The organism is Streptomyces sp. NPDC101166 (genome assembly GCF_044768125.1).
Taxonomy (GTDB): Bacteria; Actinomycetota; Actinomycetes; order Streptomycetales; family Streptomycetaceae; genus Streptomyces.
The window spans coordinates 301,010-318,425 of sequence record NZ_JBIWPF010000008.1; the positions used below are offsets into that span (position 1 = coordinate 301,010).

13 protein-coding genes are annotated in these 17,416 nt (G+C 70.1%); 9 read left to right on the forward strand and 4 right to left on the reverse strand.

Annotated elements, in window-relative coordinates; all coding sequences use genetic code 11:
• Window positions 1–96: 96 nt before the first annotated feature.
• Window positions 97–4,068: a type VII secretion protein EccCa gene (gene eccCa / locus ACIRS4_RS17310; protein WP_404196108.1), complete on the reverse strand. Its 3,972-nt coding sequence runs from the start codon at window positions 4,066–4,068 to the stop codon at window positions 97–99.
• Between the two features lie 321 nt (window positions 4,069–4,389).
• Between eccCa and eccD the strand changes: the two genes are divergently transcribed.
• Window positions 4,390–5,892, forward strand: coding sequence for a type VII secretion integral membrane protein EccD (gene eccD, locus ACIRS4_RS17315; protein ID WP_404196111.1), 1,503 nt, complete (start codon window positions 4,390–4,392; stop codon window positions 5,890–5,892).
• A gap of 106 nt (window positions 5,893–5,998) precedes the next feature.
• Here eccD and ACIRS4_RS17320 read toward each other — a convergent pair whose 3' ends face one another.
• Window positions 5,999–6,298, reverse strand: coding sequence for a DUF397 domain-containing protein (locus ACIRS4_RS17320; protein WP_404196114.1), 300 nt, complete (start codon window positions 6,296–6,298; stop codon window positions 5,999–6,001).
• Window positions 6,299–6,563: 265 nt separating this feature from the next.
• Between ACIRS4_RS17320 and rpsO the strand changes: the two genes are divergently transcribed.
• The 5 genes from rpsO to ACIRS4_RS17345 all read left to right on the forward strand — a co-directional run bounded on the left by rpsO (window position 6,564) and on the right by ACIRS4_RS17345 (window position 12,085).
• Window positions 6,564–6,851 (forward strand): 30S ribosomal protein S15, encoded by a 288-nt coding sequence (rpsO, locus tag ACIRS4_RS17325; protein WP_404196116.1) that lies wholly within the window; start codon window positions 6,564–6,566, stop codon window positions 6,849–6,851.
• 366 nt (window positions 6,852–7,217) lie between these two features.
• Window positions 7,218–9,443: a polyribonucleotide nucleotidyltransferase gene (locus tag ACIRS4_RS17330; RefSeq protein WP_404196119.1), complete on the forward strand. Its 2,226-nt coding sequence runs from the start codon at window positions 7,218–7,220 to the stop codon at window positions 9,441–9,443.
• Entirely contained in the window at window positions 9,440–10,819 is a 1,380-nt protein-coding gene (locus tag ACIRS4_RS17335; protein ID WP_404196122.1) for a M16 family metallopeptidase, read from the forward strand. Before ACIRS4_RS17330 ends, ACIRS4_RS17335 begins: the two co-directional genes overlap by 4 nt.
• Window positions 10,820–10,877: 58 nt before the next feature.
• Window positions 10,878–11,630, forward strand: coding sequence for a 4-hydroxy-tetrahydrodipicolinate reductase (gene dapB, locus ACIRS4_RS17340; protein WP_404196124.1), 753 nt, complete (start codon window positions 10,878–10,880; stop codon window positions 11,628–11,630).
• Between the two features lie 11 nt (window positions 11,631–11,641).
• The gene (locus ACIRS4_RS17345) at window positions 11,642–12,085 is read left to right on the forward strand and encodes a hypothetical protein (RefSeq protein WP_130444872.1); all 444 of its coding nucleotides are present in this window, start codon (window positions 11,642–11,644) and stop codon (window positions 12,083–12,085) included.
• 94 nt (window positions 12,086–12,179) lie between these two features.
• Here the strand turns inward: ACIRS4_RS17345 and ACIRS4_RS17350 are convergent, their stop codons facing one another.
• Window positions 12,180–12,731 carry a hypothetical protein gene (locus ACIRS4_RS17350; RefSeq protein ID WP_404196126.1) on the reverse strand — a complete coding sequence of 184 codons (552 nt, stop codon included), beginning with the start codon at window positions 12,729–12,731 and terminating at the stop codon, window positions 12,180–12,182.
• A gap of 91 nt (window positions 12,732–12,822) precedes the next feature.
• A complete protein-coding gene (locus tag ACIRS4_RS17355) occupies window positions 12,823–13,068 on the reverse strand; it encodes a hypothetical protein (protein ID WP_404196128.1) in 246 nt (81 codons plus the stop codon).
• Between the two features lie 247 nt (window positions 13,069–13,315).
• On the opposite strand from ACIRS4_RS17355, the gene thyX reads away from it, so the two are divergent.
• From thyX to ACIRS4_RS17370, 3 genes are all read left to right on the forward strand, one after another.
• Window positions 13,316–14,056 carry an FAD-dependent thymidylate synthase gene (gene thyX / locus ACIRS4_RS17360; protein WP_404196130.1) on the forward strand — a complete coding sequence of 247 codons (741 nt, stop codon included), beginning with the start codon at window positions 13,316–13,318 and terminating at the stop codon, window positions 14,054–14,056.
• Window positions 14,057–14,260: 204 nt separating this feature from the next.
• Window positions 14,261–15,160: a 4-hydroxy-tetrahydrodipicolinate synthase gene (gene dapA, locus ACIRS4_RS17365; protein ID WP_404196133.1), complete on the forward strand. Its 900-nt coding sequence runs from the start codon at window positions 14,261–14,263 to the stop codon at window positions 15,158–15,160.
• 144 nt (window positions 15,161–15,304) lie between these two features.
• On the forward strand, window positions 15,305–16,990 hold the full coding sequence (locus tag ACIRS4_RS17370; RefSeq protein WP_404196135.1) for a ribonuclease J: 1,686 nt from the start codon (window positions 15,305–15,307) through the stop codon (window positions 16,988–16,990).
• Window positions 16,991–17,416: the final 426 nt, after the last annotated feature.

A 17,416-nucleotide genomic window follows, 5' to 3' on the forward strand; every position in this document is an offset into this window, starting at 1 on the left:
CCCCGTGCTGCCCGTCCGTGAGACGGGTCAGTTCCATCGAGTAGCTGCCCTCGGCGGCCGGACGGCAACATGTCAACGCTGCCGACCTCCGTGCCGTCAGGACGAGTCCTCCTGCACAAGACCCACCTGCACCAACGGCTTCCCCCTCCGTCGCGACACGAAGATCCCGCGGCCCGCGGGCATCGGGCGGGCTCGGACTCCGCCGAGGAGGTCCCCCTCCGACGGGTCGCCGGCGAGGACCACGCCCTGAGCGCCCAGTTCCTTGATGCGCTGCATGAAGCCCTCGTAGGAGGCGCGTCCCGCGCCGGCCGTGGAGCGCGCGATGATGAAGCGCACGCCCACGTCCCGGGAGAAGGGCAGCATCTCCGTGAGCCCCGCCAGAGGGTTGCCGCTGGACGTGGCCACGAGGTCGTAGTCGTCGATGACGACGAACACCGTCGGCCCCTGCCACCAACTGCGGTCCCGCAGCTGCCGTGCCGTCACCTCCGCCGTGGGCGTGCGGCGCTCCATCAGGTTGGCCAGCGCGGACATGTGATGGTCCATGGAGTTGGACATCGGGATGTACTCGGCCAGGTGCGAGGACGGCGTGACGTCCAGCAGCGAGCGACGGTTGTCGACCACGAACAGCTTGCACTCGTCGCCGGAGTAGCGTTCCGTCAGCTGCTTGATGAGCAGGCGCAGCAGGTTGGACTTGCCCGACTCGCTCTCGCCGAAGACGAGGAAGAACGGGTCGGTCTCGAAGTCCACGAAGACCGGTGCCAGATTGTTCTCGTCGAGGGCGAAGGCGACGCCCTGCCGGGGGAGACGGCCGCCGGGCGGCAGGTCCGAGGCCGGGAACTCGCGGGGCAGCAGCCGGACCTCCGGAGCCGGCGGCGCCTGCCAGTGGCGGCTCACCTCCGTCGCCAACGCCTGCGTGGCGTCCGCGAGGTCCGTGTCCGAGGCGAGCCCGTCGATACGCGGCACCGCCGCCATGAAGTGCAGCTTCTGCGGCGTCTGACCGCGGCCGGGCACGCCCGTGGGGACGTTCGCGGCGACCTTGCGGTCCAGCTCGGAGTCCATGGTGTCGCCGAGCCGCAGTTCCAGGCGGTTCATCAGGTGGTCCTTCATGTTCGCCCGGACCTCCATCGAGCGCGAGGCCGTGACGACGACGTGGATGCCGTAACCGAGGCCCCGGGCCGCCATCTCCAGGACGATCGGCTCCAGGGCGTCGTAGTCCGTGCGGAAGTTGCCCCAGCCGTCGATGACCAGGAAGACATCGCCCCAGGGCTGGTCGGCGACCGAGATCTCGCCTCGCGCCCGCCGTGTCCGGAAGTCGCCGATCGAGGCGATGCCCGCCGAACGGAAGTACTCCTCGCGGCGGGTCATCACGCCGTACACCTCGGCGACCGTGCGCCGCACGCGTTCCGGGTCCAGCCGTGAGGCCACCCCGCCCACATGCGGCAGCCCGGCCACCGACGCCATGCCGCCACCGCCGAAGTCGAGGCCGTAGAACTGCACCTCGTACGGCGTGTGGGTCAGCGCGAAGGAGCAGATCAGCGCCCGCAGCAGGGTCGACTTGCCGGACTGCGGGCCGCCGAGGATCTGCATGTGGCCGGCCGCGCCGGAGAAGTCCACCCAGAGGGCGTCGCGGCGCTGCTCGTAGGGCTTGTCGACGAGACCGACCGGCACGACCAGACGCCCCGCCCCCTCGTAGCCCGGCTGCGTCAGACCGCGGCCCTCCACCGCGGCGAGTCCCGGCAGGAGAGCGTCGAGCGACGGCGGGCTGTCCAGCGGCGGCAGCCACACCTGGTGCGCCGACGGGCCCTGCGCCTCCAGCCGGCGCACGATCACGTCCAGCACCGTGTCCGCGAGGGCCTCGTCGATCTCGGGATCACCCTGGGCGGTCCGCTGCTGGGGCACCTGCGCGTACCGCACCGGCACCTCGGCCGCCGTGAACAGCACCGGCCGCCGGTCCACCGGCAGCGGGCCTGTCCCCGCCGCCGCCCGCTGCGGGCCCGAACGGTAGACGCCGGAGACGTAGGCCGCCTTGAACCGCACCATCTCGTCCGTGCCGAACTTCAGGAACCCGGAACCCGGCACGTTCGGCAGCTCGTAGGCGTCGGGGACGCCCAGCGCGGCACGCGACTCCGCCGCGGAGAACGTCCGCAGACCGATGCGGTACGACAGGTAGGTCTCCAGCCCGCGCAGCCGGCCCTCCTCCAAGCGCTGCGAGGCCAGCAGCAGGTGCACGCCGAGCGAGCGGCCGATGCGGCCGATCTGGACGAACATCTCGATGAAGTCCGGCTTGGCGGTCAGCAGTTCGCTGAACTCGTCGATCACCACGACGAGTGACGGGATCGGCTGGAGCGGGGCTCCCGCCGCCCGCGCCTTCTCGTAGTCGTGGATGTTGGCGTAGTTGCCCGCGTCCCGCAGCATCTCCTGACGGCGGTTGAGCTCACCGCGGATGGAGTCGCCCATCCGGTCGACCAGGGTCAGATCGTCCGCCAAGTTGGTGATGACGGCCGCGACATGCGGCATCTGCGCCATTCCGGCGAAGGTCGCGCCGCCCTTGAAGTCGGCGAGGACGAAGTTCAGGGTCTCCGAGGAGTGGGTGACCGCAAGGCCGAGCACCAGGGTGCGCAACAGCTCCGACTTGCCGGAGCCGGTCGCGCCCACGCACAGACCGTGCGGGCCCATGCCTTCCTGCGCCGCCTCCTTGAGGTCGAGCATGACGGGCCGGCCGTCCTCCCCGACGCCGATCGGCACCCGCAGCCGCTCCGCCAGCGACCGGGGCCGCCAGGTGCGCCGGGGGTCGACGGAGGCCGCGTCGCCGAGGTTCAACAGGTCGGTGAACTCCAGCTTCGCCAGCAGCGGTTCGTCGTCGTCCCCGCCGGACGCCATGCGCAGCGGCGCGAGTTGACGCGCGAGAACCTCGGCGGACTCGTACGACAGAACGTCGGGCGTCCCCTCGTAGACCGCGCCGTGTCCCGACTCCAGATGCAGCGCTCCGGGTTGCACGGCGATGTTCAACTCACTGCTGACGGTGGTCGGTTCACCGGGCAGGATCTCGAGGACCGTCACGCCCTGGAGGCCCTCGGGGTTGGCCAGGTGCGAGTCCGCGGGGAGGGAGAGGCCGTCGAGCAGAACGACGATGTGCGGCTCGTCCGGCAGCGGCGTGGCATGGGGATGGAAACGGGGACGGCCGGTGAGCCGGGGGGCGATCAGGTTCTCCAACTCGCGTGGATCGGCGCCGATCAGCCGGCGGCTGCCGGCGCCGTCCATGGTGTTCGGCGACTGCGCGTGCGGCAGCCACTTCGCCCACTCCCAGTGCGCCAGCTCCTCCCGGCCCGCGGCCACCACGAGGACGAGATCCTCGGGGGAGTGCAGCGCGGCCAACGACCCAGCCAAGGCACGGGCGCAGGCCCTCACGGACTGCGACTCGCCGCTGAGGGTCACGTGATAGAAGGCGCGCAGCGAGACGGCCATCGGCAGGTCCTCCACCGTGCCGTGGACGGCGAGGAAGCGTTGCAGGGCGCCCGCGGTGAGCGGCTCCAGCTGCTGGACGGGCCCGGTCTCGGGCGCGAGCAGAGGTGTGGCGAGTCCCTGGGGGCCGAGACCGATGCGGACCTGTGCGAAGTCGTCGTCACCAGGCCGCCGTTCCCACACCCGGCTGCCCTCGGCGACCAGCGCCCACAGCTGTTCCGGGGAGGGGTGGAGGTAGTACTGCGCGTCCCGCTGCGCCCTCGCGGTGTCCAGCGTCGTACGGCGGGTCTGCGCCAGGTAACCCAGGTAGTCACGGCGCAGGTCCGCCAGTTGTCCCTGGGAGCCGCGGCGGAAGCGCACCACCATCGCGATCGACATGGCGATCGTCGAGGCGATCATGACCATGCCCATGATCCTCATGAACGGTTGCCCGCTCGTGAAGAAGAAGACGACCGACCCGCCCATGCCGAGAGTCGGCAGGAGTTGCATCAGCACGCTCTCCTGATGACCCCGCGGCAGTTCCGGCGGGGGCTGAACCGCGATCTCGCCCGTGGGCACCTCGGACGGCAGCGACCGGGCAGGGCGCTTCACGACGATGTGGCTCACTGCTCACCAATCCCCTAGCGGCCCCGGGAAAGTAATCGTCCGCCACCCCGTGTCAGGCGGACGCAGGCCGCCGCGTGATCCTACTGACTTCGCGCACGACCGGGGGAAGGTAGGGTGCCGGATGTTCGCGTGAGCACATGTGACGCGGGCCGTGCGGGTCCGCACGGTTCGGCCAGGTCACAGCACGTTCCGGCGCTCCGCGGCCGTTCGACGACGACTGTTTCGTCGCCCCGCCGGATTCATCGGCCGTGCGGGGCCACGGACCGGCGTGCACGACTTTCACACCGCCGACGCGAAACCATCACTGAGGGGGAGCAGCAGGTGAGCATCACGGCCTCCGCGGCAGCCACCGGAGGGGGACAGGGAACAGGCGCCTCCGGTACGGGCCTCGGCTTCTGCCGGGTCACGATCGTCGCGCCCGACAGCAGGATCGACGTGGCACTGCCCGACGACGTCCCCGTCGTCGACCTGTACCCCGAGATCCTCAGGCTCTCCCGGCAGAGCCCGGCCGAGGGCGCCCCGGTCGGCTACCACCTGGTCCGCCGGGACGGCAGGGTGCTCGACGGCTCGCGCTCCTTCGCCGCCCAGCACATCCTGGACGGCGAGCTCCTCACGCTGCGCCCGTTCTCCGAGTCACTGCCTCCGGCCGTCCACGACGACGTGTCCGAGGTGATCGCCTCTGCCGTGACGCGGGAGCACACCCTGTGGAGCGGCGACCTGACCCGCGCGGCCGGCCTCGTCGGCGGGGGAGTCCTGCCGGCCCTGCTCGCCTTCGTCGCCTGGATGGGCGACCCCCGCCACGACATGCACTCCCTGCCCGGAGTCCTCGCCGCGGTCACCGGCGTTCTCCTGGTCGCTCTCGCCTGCGTACGGGCACGCGTCTACGACGACCGGGCCTCGACCATCGCCCTCGGGCTCGGCGCGCTGCCGAACGTGGGCGTGGCCGGTTCGGGGCTCCTGTCCCTCGCCGACGGCCAGGGCATCGGCAAGCTTCAGTTCCTGCTCGCCTGCGCGGCGGTGCTGCTCGCCACGGTGATCCTCACCTTCTGCTCCCCGGGCGGCGACGCGCCGTTCGTCGCCGGTGTCTTCGCCTCCGCCGTCGCCCTGGCGGCGGTGTTCGCGGCGATCCTCGCGCACTGGTCGCCGGCCGAGACCGCTGCCCTGTGCGCGCCTGTCGCCGTGGGCGCACTCGCCTTCCTCCCCGGCCTGTCCATGCGCTTCGCCCGGCTACCGATCGGGTTCGACGCCCCGGACACCGCCCCCCGCAGCGCATACGGCGCCGACCCGGCCCCGCAGGAACCGGTCGACGTCGAGCGGATCACCGCTCAGGCCCGTCGCGGGCACGAACTGCTCGTCGGCCTGGTCGGCGGCTGCGCCGTGCTCGCGGTCGGCTCCAGTGCGGTCCTCGGCTTCTCGGACGATCTCTGGGCCCAACTGCTCGCACTGGCCGTGGGCATCGCGCTGCTGATGCGGGCCGGTCTCTTCCGGTACACCGCCCAGGTCGCCCCGCTCCTGGCCGCGGGACTGGGCTCGCTCGTCCTGCTGGGACTGGGACTGGCGCTCAACCCGCCCCGGTCGGCCTTCCGGGACGCCCTCACCGGCGACCACACCGACCTCGACGTCCGCACGATCTGGCTGGTCGCCGCCATCGCGGTGGCGTCCGCGCTCATCACCGCGATCGGCCTGATCGCGTCGAGAGGCGGCCTCACCCCGTTCTGGGGGCGCTTCATGGAGATCGCCGAGGGCTTCGTCCTGCTGACCCTGGTGCCGCTGGCACTGGCCGTCTTCGACGTGTACGCGTCCGTCCGGTCGATGACCGGCTGACCGCGGTCGTCCGAAGGGCGCCGCGGCCAGGAAGCCGCAGCCCTGACCCACGAACGCCACGGGGCGGGGAGGCCGGCGCGGAGCCGGGCTCCCCGCCCCGTCGTCGTCACGTCTGCGCGTCCAGCCCCCCGTTGTGCGGCGCCGGCTCCAGGTCGAACTCTCCGTCGCGGGCCCCCAGGACGAAGGCGCGCCACTCCGCCTCCGTGTAGCGCAGCACGGTCTCCGGGTCGAGCGACGACCTCATCGCCACGGCGCCCTCGGGAAGGTACGCGATCTCCACGCGCTCCTCGTGCTGCTCCGTGCCCGGTGCGCAGTGCCATTCGACGCCGTAGATGTCGAGCGCGTACAGCTCGTCACGCTCGCGTTCCTTGCGGGCCTTGACGTCCTCGTTCACTTCCTCCGCCATGGCGAAGCGACCCCTTCCCGACGTATGGGTGATCCAGCGGTCGAGCCTAGCGGCGGCGCCCGGCCCGGCGGCGGGATTCGCAGGCCGCGGCCAGGGTGGTCCCGGCCTGCTGGTACGCTGTGTCTCGGCCGTTTGTGTACGCACCCCCGGAGCCCTTCGGCACTGGAGGACGCGCCCAGCGGATCCCCGCCTCCCGAGTACGGAAGCTCCCCCGAGACGCAGACCGGGGGCACTCGGTGGCTGTTCACACTATTGAGGAGTACGCGTGCCGCTCGACGCCGCAGTGAAGAAGCAGATCATCTCCGAGTTCGGTACCAAGGAGGGCGACACCGGCTCCCCCGAGGTCCAGGTCGCCATGCTGTCCCGTCGGATCTCCGACCTGACCGAGCACCTCAAGACCCACAAGCACGACCACCACTCCCGCCGGGGTCTGCTGATCCTCGTCGGTCAGCGCCGTCGCCTGCTGCAGTACCTGGCGAAGAAGGACATCCAGCGCTTCCGTGCGCTGGTCGACCGCCTCGGCATCCGCCGCGGTGCGGCCGGCGCCAAGTAAGACGCCGTGAAGGGAGCGGTTCCCGTGACGATCGGGGGCCGCTCCCTTTGCCGTACATACAGTCGTACGGACAAGTCCGTACGCACAAGCCGACGGACACGGTCGTCCGCACGCATCCGTCGGACGGGAACATGCGGAGTGTCACTCGCGCTTTGTAGTGTGGTAGCACAACGCAATACGGACGACACACACGACACAGGAGGAGCGCACCGCGCCGCCGCCGGTCCTCGGTAGTGGCCCCCGGGCGACGAGCCCCGGGTGCTTCGATCGAAGACCGGCCCGCACCAGACGGAGCGCTTCTCCGCACCGTCCCACCGCCACACGGGCGGACGGGACGAAAGACGACAAGTAACGGAGAAAACGCTAGTGGAGAACGAGACCCACTACGCCGAGGCCGTCATCGACAACGGCGCCTTCGGTACCCGCACCATCCGCTTCGAGACGGGCCGCCTGGCCAAGCAGGCCGCCGGCTCCGCCGTGGCCTACCTGGACGACGACACCATGGTGCTGTCGGCCACCACCGCCTCCAAGAACCCCAAGGACCAGCTCGACTTCTTCCCCCTGACGGTGGACGTCGAGGAGCGGATGTACGCCGCCGGCAAGATCCCCGGCAGCTTCTTCCGCCGTGAGGGCCGCCCCTCCGAGGACGCCATCCTCACCTGCCGCCTCATCGACCGCCCGCTGCGCCCGTCCTTCAAGAAGGGCCTGCGCAACGAGATCCAGGTCGTCGCCACCATCATGGCGCTCAACCCCGACCACCTGTACGACGTCGTCGCGATCAACGCCGCGTCCGCGTCCACGCAGCTGGCCGGCCTGCCCTTCTCCGGCCCGATCGGCGGCGTCCGCGTCGCGCTGATCCGCGGCCAGTGGGTGGCCTTCCCGACGCACACCGAGCTCGAGGACGCCGTCTTCGACATGGTCGTCGCGGGCCGCGTCCTGGAGGACGGCGACGTCGCGATCATGATGGTCGAGGCCGAGGCCACCGAGAAGACGATCCAGCTGGTCAAGGGCGGCTCCGAGGCCCCCACCGAGGAGATCGTCGCCGCCGGCCTCGAGGCCGCGAAGCCCTTCATCAAGGTGCTCTGCAAGGCCCAGGCCGACCTCGCCGCCAAGGCCGCCAAGCCCACCGGCGAGTTCCCGATCTTCCTCGACTACCAGGACGACGTCCTGGAGGCGCTGGCCGCCGCCGTCAAGCCGGAGCTCGCCTCCGCGCTGACGATCGCCGGCAAGCAGGAGCGCGAGTCCGAGCTGGACCGCGTCAAGGCGCTCGCCGCCGAGAAGCTCCTGCCGCAGTTCGAGGGCCGCGAGAAGGAGATCTCCGCCGCGTACCGCTCGCTGACCAAGACCCTGGTCCGTGAGCGCGTCATCAAGGAGAAGAAGCGCATCGACGGCCGCGGTGTCACCGACATCCGCACGCTGGCCGCCGAGGTCGAGGCCATCCCGCGCGTGCACGGCTCCGCGGTGTTCGAGCGTGGCGAGACCCAGATCCTGGGCGTCACCACCCTCAACATGCTCCGCATGGAGCAGCAGCTGGACACCCTCTCCCCGGTGACCCGCAAGCGCTACATGCACAACTACAACTTCCCGCCGTACTCCACCGGCGAGACCGGCCGCGTCGGCTCCCCCAAGCGCCGCGAGATCGGCCACGGCGCCCTCGCCGAGCGCGCCCTCGTGCCCGTCCTGCCGACCCGCGAGGAGTTCCCCTACGCGATCCGCCAGGTCTCCGAGGCGCTGAGCTCCAACGGCTCGACGTCCATGGGCTCGGTCTGCGCCTCCACCATGTCGCTGCTGAACGCCGGTGTGCCGCTGAAGGCCCCCGTCGCCGGTATCGCCATGGGCCTGATCTCCCAGGAGATCGACGGCGAGACGCACTACGTCACCCTCACCGACATCCTCGGTGCGGAGGACGCCTTCGGCGACATGGACTTCAAGGTCGCCGGCACCAAGGAGTTCGTCACCGCCCTCCAGCTCGACACCAAGCTGGACGGCATCCCCGCCTCCGTCCTGGCCGCCGCCCTCAAGCAGGCCCGTGACGCCCGCCTCCACATCCTCGACGTGATGATGGAAGCGATCGACACGCCGGACGAGATGTCCCCCAACGCGCCGCGGATCATCACCGTGAAGATCCCGGTCGACAAGATCGGCGAGGTCATCGGCCCGAAGGGCAAGATGATCAACCAGATCCAGGAGGACACCGGCGCCGAGATCACGATCGAGGACGACGGCACCATCTACATCGGTGCCGCCGACGGTCCGGCCGCCGAGGCCGCCCGCGCCACGATCAACGGCATCGCCAACCCGACCATGCCGGAGGTCGGCGAGCGCTACCTGGGCACGGTCGTCAAGACGACCACGTTCGGCGCGTTCGTGTCGCTGCTGCCGGGCAAGGACGGTCTGCTGCACATCTCGCAGATCCGCAAGCTCGCCGGCGGCAAGCGCGTGGAGAACGTCGAGGACGTCGTCGGCGTGGGCCAGAAGGTCCAGGTCGAGATCGCCGAGATCGACTCCCGCGGCAAGCTCTCCCTCATCCCCGTGATCGAGGGCGAGGACGAAGCAGCCTCTGACGACAAGAAGGACGACGCCGACCAGTGACGTCCCATGGCTCCAAGGCGACGGCCCGCACCTCCACCAAGGCGCGGGCCGTCGCCCGTACCCAAACCCTCATCAAGGGCGACGACGGCATCGGCACGGTCCGCAAGACGACCCTCCCGGGCGGCCTGCGCATCGTCACCGAGACCCTCCCCTCGGTGCGCTCCGCGACCTTCGGCATCTGGGCGCACGTCGGCTCCCGCGACGAGACGCCCGCGCTGAACGGCGCGACGCACTACCTGGAGCACCTGCTCTTCAAGGGCACCTCCCGCCGCAGCGCCCTGGACATCTCGGCCGCCGTCGACGCGGTCGGCGGCGAGATGAACGCGTTCACGGCCAAGGAGTACACGTGCTACTACGCGCGCGTGCTCGACGCCGACCTGCCGCTCGCCATAGACGTCGTCTGCGACATGCTCACCGGCTCGCTGATCCGCGAGGAGGACGTCGACGTCGAGCGCGGCGCGATCCTCGAAGAGATCGCCATGACCGAGGACGACCCCGGCGACTGCGTGCACGACCTGTTCGCGTACACGATGTTCGGCGACAACCCCCTCGGCCGCCCCGTCCTCGGCACCGTCGACACGGTCAACGCCCTCACCGCCGACCGCATCCGCCGCTTCTACAAGAAGCACTACGACCCCACCCACCTCGTCGTCGCCGCGGCCGGCAACGTCGACCACAACAAGGTCGTACGCCAGGTCCGCGCCGCCTTCGAGAAGGCGGGCGCCCTCGGAGACCCCGACGCCACCCCCCTCGCCCCGCGCGACGGACGACGCGCCCTGCGCACCGCCGGCCGAGTGGAGCTGATCGGCCGCAAGACCGAGCAGGCCCACGTCGTCCTCGGCATGCCCGGCCTCGCCCGCACCGACGACCGGCGCTGGGCGCTGGGCGTCCTGAACACCGCGCTCGGCGGAGGCATGTCCTCGCGCCTCTTCCAGGAGGTCCGCGAGAAGCGCGGCCTGGCCTACAGCGTGTACTCGTACACCTCCGGCTTCGCCGACTGCGGCCTGTTCGGCGTGTACGCCGGCTGCCGGCCCAGCCAGGTGCACGACGTGCTGAAGATCTGCCGCGACGAACTCGACCACGTCGCCGAGCACGGCCTGTCCGACGACGAGATCGCCCGCGCCGTCGGCCAGCTCAAGGGCTCCACCGTCCTCGGCCTGGAGGACACCGGTGCGCTCATGAACCGCATCGGCAAGAGTGAGCTGTGCTGGGGCGAGCAGATGTCCGTCGACGAGATGCTGACCCGGATAGCGGCCGTCACCCCGGACGAGGTCCGCGCGGTGGCCCGCGACGTCCTGGGGCGGCGCCCCTCGCTGTCGGTCATCGGCCCGCTCAAGGACAAGCAGGCCTCCCGTCTGCACGAGGCCGTGGCCTGACACCCGCTCCGGCCACGGCGGACATCCTCGGAAGTCACCTTCGGTAAGGAAGCAAGACATGAGCAAGCTGCGCGTGGCGGTCCTCGGCGCACAGGGCCGCATCGGTTCCGAGGCGGTCCGGGCGGTCGAGGCCGCCGAGGACATGAAGCTGGTGGCCGCCCTGAGCCGGGGCGACAAACTGGAGACCCTGGCGGAGACCGGCGCCCAGGTCGTCGTCGAACTGACGACCCCGGGCTCGGTCATGGGCAACCTCGACTTCTGCGTACGGCACGGCATCCACGCCGTGGTCGGCACCACGGGCTGGACCGACGAACGCCTCGCGCAGCTCAAGGGCTGGCTGGCGCAGTCCCCGGAGACCGGTGTGCTCATCGCGCCGAACTTCTCCATCGGTGCCGTGCTGACCATGAAGTTCGCGCAGATCGCCGCGCCCTGGTTCGAGTCGGTCGAGGTCGTGGAGCTGCACCACCCGAACAAGGTGGACGCCCCCTCCGGCACCGCCACGCGCACCGCCCAGCTCATCGCCGAGGCCCGCCGCGCGGCCGGCTCCGCCCCCGCCCCCGACGCCACCACCACCGCCCTGGACGGCGCCCGCGGCGCGGACGTCGACGGTGTCCCCGTCCACGCCGTGCGGCTGCGCGGGCTCCTCGCCCACCAGGAGGTCCTGCTGGGCGGCGAGGGCGAGACCCTGACCATCCGGCACGACTCCCTGCATCACACCAGCTTCATGCCCGGCATCCTGCTGGGCGCCCGCCGGGTGGTGTCGACCCCGGGCCTCACCTTCGGCCTGGAACACTTCCTCGACCTGAACTGAGTCCCACCGTCATGCGCGCCAAGCTCTCCTACGCCCTCACGGCCGCCGTCCTGGTCTTCTACTTCGTCCTGGTCGGCAGCCGCGGCGTCATGCTCATCCGGGCCGGCACGCTGCTGACCGTCACCTTCGGCGTGGCGGTGCTGATCCTGCCGGTCATCGGCGTGTGGTTCCTGTGGAAGAACACCCAGTTCGTCCGCAGGGCCAACCAGCTCGCCGCCGAACTCGACGCCGAGGGCGGTCTGCCCGTCGACGAGCTGGAGCGCACCCCCAGCGGCCGTATCGACCGCGACTCCGCCGACGCGGTGTTCGCCCGCCGCAAGGCCGAGACGGAGGACGCCCCCGACGACTGGCGCAGCTGGTTCCGCCTCGCCGTCGCCTACCACGACGCCCGCGACACCCCGCGGGCCCGCAAGGCGATGCAACGAGCGATCACGCTGCACCAGGCGTCACGCTGACGCGGGGCAGCCCGACCGTCCGGACGCACACAAGCGGCGGGCCCGGCCGGCGTCGCTGACGCCGGCCGGGCCCGCCGCTTGCCGGGAAGAACCCTCAGGGCCGCCGGTACTCGTCGGCCCACGCCTCGACCGTGTCCGCCGCCCGGTCGAACGCCTCGATCCGCCCCAGGAAGTCCGCCCCGTGCGTGGTCAGCAACGGCACGGCGTCCTGCGGGGACCCGTCCCGGCGTACGAGCGTCAGGGCCTGGCCCTGCAGCGTCCGCGGCAGTCCCAGCCAGCGCACCGGCTGCTGCACCGTACGCACGGCAGCGACCTGGTTCCAGGTCACCGTGCGGGTCAGGAAGAACCTCGCGTGCCGCAGCCCGCGCTCGCTCACCCACACGCCCATCCGCAGCAGCCGCAGCGCGGCGGCGATCACCAGCAGCGAGAGTCCGAACACCGCACCGGCCTCGCTCGGCGAACCGGTCAGCCCGATCACCACCGCGGCGAGCAGCACGTACGAGGCGATCAGCAGACTCAGCGCGGCCACGGCGACCCGCCAGGGCCCCGGACGGTAGGGGCGCCGCCAGCGCTCACGATCCTCGAAGGGCAACGCGACGTCCGCTGCCTCGGATGCGCGGTCGGCCGTCAAGAAGGGCAGGGGCACGGCTGGTCCTCACTCGATCCATGCTGGGGCTGTGCCCGGTGAGGTTATCCGCCTGTGTCCCCGCTCACCACCTGCGGGGGGCCGGATGGCGTCAGCGCCCCTCGGAGGCCTTCGAGGCCTGGGACTGCTGGGACGGCGCGGTGTGGTCGAGGCTCAGCGCCGGCATCCCGATGACCAGGGAGCCCACCAGCGCGGCCACGATGGTGAGGGCCAGGAGCCAGCGCCCGGCTATCTGTCCGGCGGAGGACGGCTCCGGCGGCGGAGGGGCCACGTTACTGCGGAACGTGTCGGCTTCGGCGACGAAGGCGAAGGGGACGGGCTCGCGCCGACGGAACATGGTGGGTTCTTCCTCCTTGGGTAGACGAACTGCGTGACCGAGTGGACGCCGCCACCGATGACGAGTGGGCGCTGCCACTGATTCAGACGGTCGGGTGCCCGAAAAGGTGCCCCATGTCACGAGACTTCCGGAAAAAAATTCTCGCGTCGGGCCATCGACCGCCCGCGTGCCCCGGCCCGCCCGCCCGCCCCGGACCCCCGTAGAGTTGGCGCCGCTCGCAAGCCGCCCCTGGAAGGACCTCCGCACCGTGACCGACAGGCCCGCCGACGACACCAAGATCCACACTCGCAGCGACGTCACCGTCGAGCTGGTCAAGCACAGCGCCTCCGACTCCGACGTGCTGTGGGCCGCCCGTGTCTCCACCGCCGGCGAGCAGTCCCTGGACGAGCTGCAGAAGGACCCGGAGCGCTCGAAGGGCCTGATCAACTACCTGATGCGGGACCGCCACGGCAGCCCCTTCGAGCACAACTCGATGACCTTCTTCATCAGCGCCCCGATCTTCGTCTTCCGCGAGTTCATGCGGCACCGCGTGGGCTGGTCCTACAACGAGGAGAGCGGCCGCTACCGCGAGCTCCAGCCCGTCTTCTACGTCCCCGACGCCTCCCGCAAGCTCGTCCAGCAGGGCCGGCCCGGCAAGTACGTCTTCGTCGAGGGCACCGAGGACCAGCAGGAGCTGGTGGCCCGCACCATGGAGGACTCCTACCGGCAGGCCTACGACGCCTACCAGGAGATGCTCGCCGCCGGCGTCGCCCGGGAGGTGGCCCGCGCGGTGCTCCCCGTGGGCCTGTTCTCCTCGATGTACGCGACCTGCAACGCGCGCTCCCTGATGCACTTCCTCGGCCTGCGCACCCAGCACGAGCTGGCGAAGGTCCCGTCCTTCCCGCAGCGGGAGATCGAGATGGTGGGCGAGCGGATGGAGGCCGAGTGGGCGAGGCTCATGCCCCTCACCCACGCCGCTTTCAACGCCAACGGCCGTGTCGCCCCTTGACCGCCACGCAGCGGGAGACGTATGTGCGGATCAGCCTGGCGAAGTGTCCGTATTGCGGCATTTAGAGAAGTTCATCTAGCCTGATCAAACGGACCCGGCACTGCTTGAACCCCCGAGCAGGCAGTGCCGGGCTCCACATTTGTCACGACTTGCCGCCTGCCCCGAGGGCAGACCCTGCCCTGAGCAACGAGTAGCGTGTTACCCATGGCTCCGACCTCCACTCCGCAGACCCCCTTCGGGCGGGTCCTCACCGCCATGGTCACGCCCTTCACGGCGGACGGCGCACTCGACCTCGACGGCGCTCAGCGGCTCGCCACCCACCTGGTGGACGCAGGCAACGACGGCCTGATCGTCAACGGCACCACCGGCGAGTCCCCCACGACCACCGACGCGGAGAAAGCGGACCTGGTACGAGCCGTCCTGGAGGCCGTCGGAGACCGGGCCCACATCGTGGCCGGCGTCGGCACCAACGACACCCACCACAGCATCCAGCTGGCGCGCGCGGCGCAGCAGGCGGGCGCACACGGCCTCCTGGTCGTCACCCCGTACTACAACAAGCCCCCGCAAGAGGGCCTGTACCGCCACTTCACGACCGTCGCCGACGCCACCGAGCTGCCGGTCATGCTCTACGACATCCCCGGCCGCAGCGGCGTCCCGATCAACACCGAGACGCTCGTCCGCCTCGCCGCCCACCCGCGCATCGTCGCCAACAAGGACGCCAAGGGCGACCTCGGCCGCGCCAGCTGGGCCATCGCCCAGTCCGGCCTCGCCTGGTACTCCGGCGACGACATGCTCAACCTGCCGCTGCTCTCCGTCGGCGCGGTCGGCTTCGTCTCCGTCGTCGGCCATGTCGTCACCCCGGACCTGCGCGCGCTCGTGGACGCCTTCACCGCCGGCGACGTCCAGAAGGCCACGGAGATCCACCAGAAGCTGCTCCCCGTCTACACCGGCATGTTCCGCACCCAGGGCGTCATGACCACGAAGGCCGCGCTCGCCCTCCAGGGCCTGCCCGCCGGACCGCTGCGCGCGCCCCTGATGGAACTCACCGCGGAAGAGACCGAGCAGCTCAAGATCGATCTTGCCGCGGGCGGGGTACAGCTCTGACATCGGACTTCACAACTGAACACCGCACAACTGAATACGGCAGGCCACCGGTGCCTGCACATCACCACGACAACTGCTTCTGCACGAACGTCATACGCGCCACGTGCCCACCGGTACGTGGCGCGCATGGTTGAGGAGAGTCTTTTGAGTCATCCGCACCCTGAACTGGGCCCGCCCCCGCCGCTTCCCGAAGGTGGTCTGCGGGTCACCCCGCTCGGCGGCCTCGGCGAGATCGGCCGCAACATGACGGTCCTCGAGTACGGCGGCCGTCTTCTGATCGTCGACTGCGGCGTGCTCTTCCCCGAGGAGGAGCAGCCCGGGATCGACCTGATCCTGCCGGACTTCTCGTCCATCCGGGACCGCCTCGACGCCGTCGAGGGCATCGTCCTCACCCACGGCCACGAGGACCACATCGGCGCCGTCCCCTATCTCCTCCGGGAGAAGCCGGACATCCCGCTGATCGGCTCCAAGCTGACCCTCGCCCTGATCGAGGCGAAGCTCCAGGAGCACCGCATCCGCCCGTACACCCTCGAGGTGGCCGAGGGGAACCGCGAGCGCATCGGCCCGTTCGACTGCGAGTTCATCGCCGTCAACCACTCCATCCCCGACGCCCTCGCCGTGGCCGTCCGCACGCCGGCCGGCATGGTGGTCCACACCGGCGACTTCAAGATGGACCAGCTTCCGCTGGACAGCCGCCTCACGGACCTGCACGCGTTCGCACGACTGAGCGAAGAAGGCATCGACCTGCTTCTCTCCGACTCGACGAACGCCGAGGTCCCGGGGTTCGTCCCACCGGAGCGGGAGATCTCCAACGTCCTGCGCCAGGTCTTCGCCAACGCCAACAAGCGGATCATCGTGGCGAGCTTCGCGAGCCACGTCCACCGCATCCAGCAGATCCTGGACGCGGCGCACGAGTACGGCCGCAGGGTGGCCTTCGTCGGACGCTCGATGGTCCGCAACATGGGCATCGCCCGGGACCTCGGCTATCTGAAGATCCCGCCGGGCCTGGTCGTCGACGTCAGGAGCCTGGACGACCTGCCGGACCACGAGGTGGTCCTGGTCTGCACGGGTTCCCAGGGCGAACCGATGGCCGCCCTGTCCCGGATGGCCAACCGCGACCACCAGATCCGCATCGTCGACGGCGACACGGTGATCCTGGCGTCGTCGCTCATCCCCGGCAACGAGAACGCGGTCTACCGCGTGATCAACGGCCTGACCCGCTGGGGCGCGAACGTCGTCCACAAGGGCAACGCCAAGGTGCACGTCTCCGGCCACGCGTCCGCGGGCGAGCTCCTGTACTTCTACAACATCTGCCGGCCGAAGAACCTGATGCCGGTCCACGGCGAGTGGCGCCATCTGCGGGCCAACGCCGAGCTGGGCGCCTTGACCGGGGTCCCGCACGACCGCATCGTCATCGCCGAGGACGGCGTCGTCGTCGACCTCATCGAGGGCAAGGCCAAGATCGCGGGCAAGGTCCAGGCGGGGTACGTGTACGTCGACGGCCTCTCGGTCGGCGATGTGGGCGAGCCCGCCCTGAAGGACCGGAAGATCCTGGGCGACGAGGGCATCATCTCCGTCTTCGTGGTGATGGACTCCTCGACCGGCAAGATCACCGGTGGTCCGCACGTCCAGGCCCGCGGTTCGGGCATCGAGGACTCGGCGTTCGCGGGCGTCATCCCGAAGATCACCGAAGTCCTGGAACGCTCGGCTCAGGACGGCGTCGTGGAACCCCACCAGCTGCAGCAGCTCATCCGCCGCACCCTGGGCAAGTGGGTCTCGGACTCCTACCGGCGCCGGCCGATGATCCTCCCGGTCGTCGTGGAGGTCTGACGGACCGTCCGGTCCCTCAACGGCCGTCAGGACGCGTACACCTGGAGCGGAGCCCCTCGATTTGCATCGGGGCGCTCCGCTCCAGTACGTTTACGGCTCCGCCTGAACGGGAACCCAGCCGCCTCGTGCATGTCTGGACCACTCCCCGGAGGGGCGGGAAATCCGACTCAGAACTTCTGATAAAGTCGGAACCGCCGGAAAGGAAACCGCGAAACAAAAGCGGGAACCTGGAAAGCACCGAGGAAATCGGATCGAGAAAAGATCTGATAGAGTCGGAAACGCAAGACCGAAGGGAAGCGCCCGGAGGAAAGCCTGAGAGAGTCTCTCGGGCGAGTACAAAGGAAGCGTCCGTTCCTTGAGAACTCAACAGCGTGCCAAAAATCAACGCCAGATATGTTGATACCCCGTCTGCGGCAGTGATAGCCG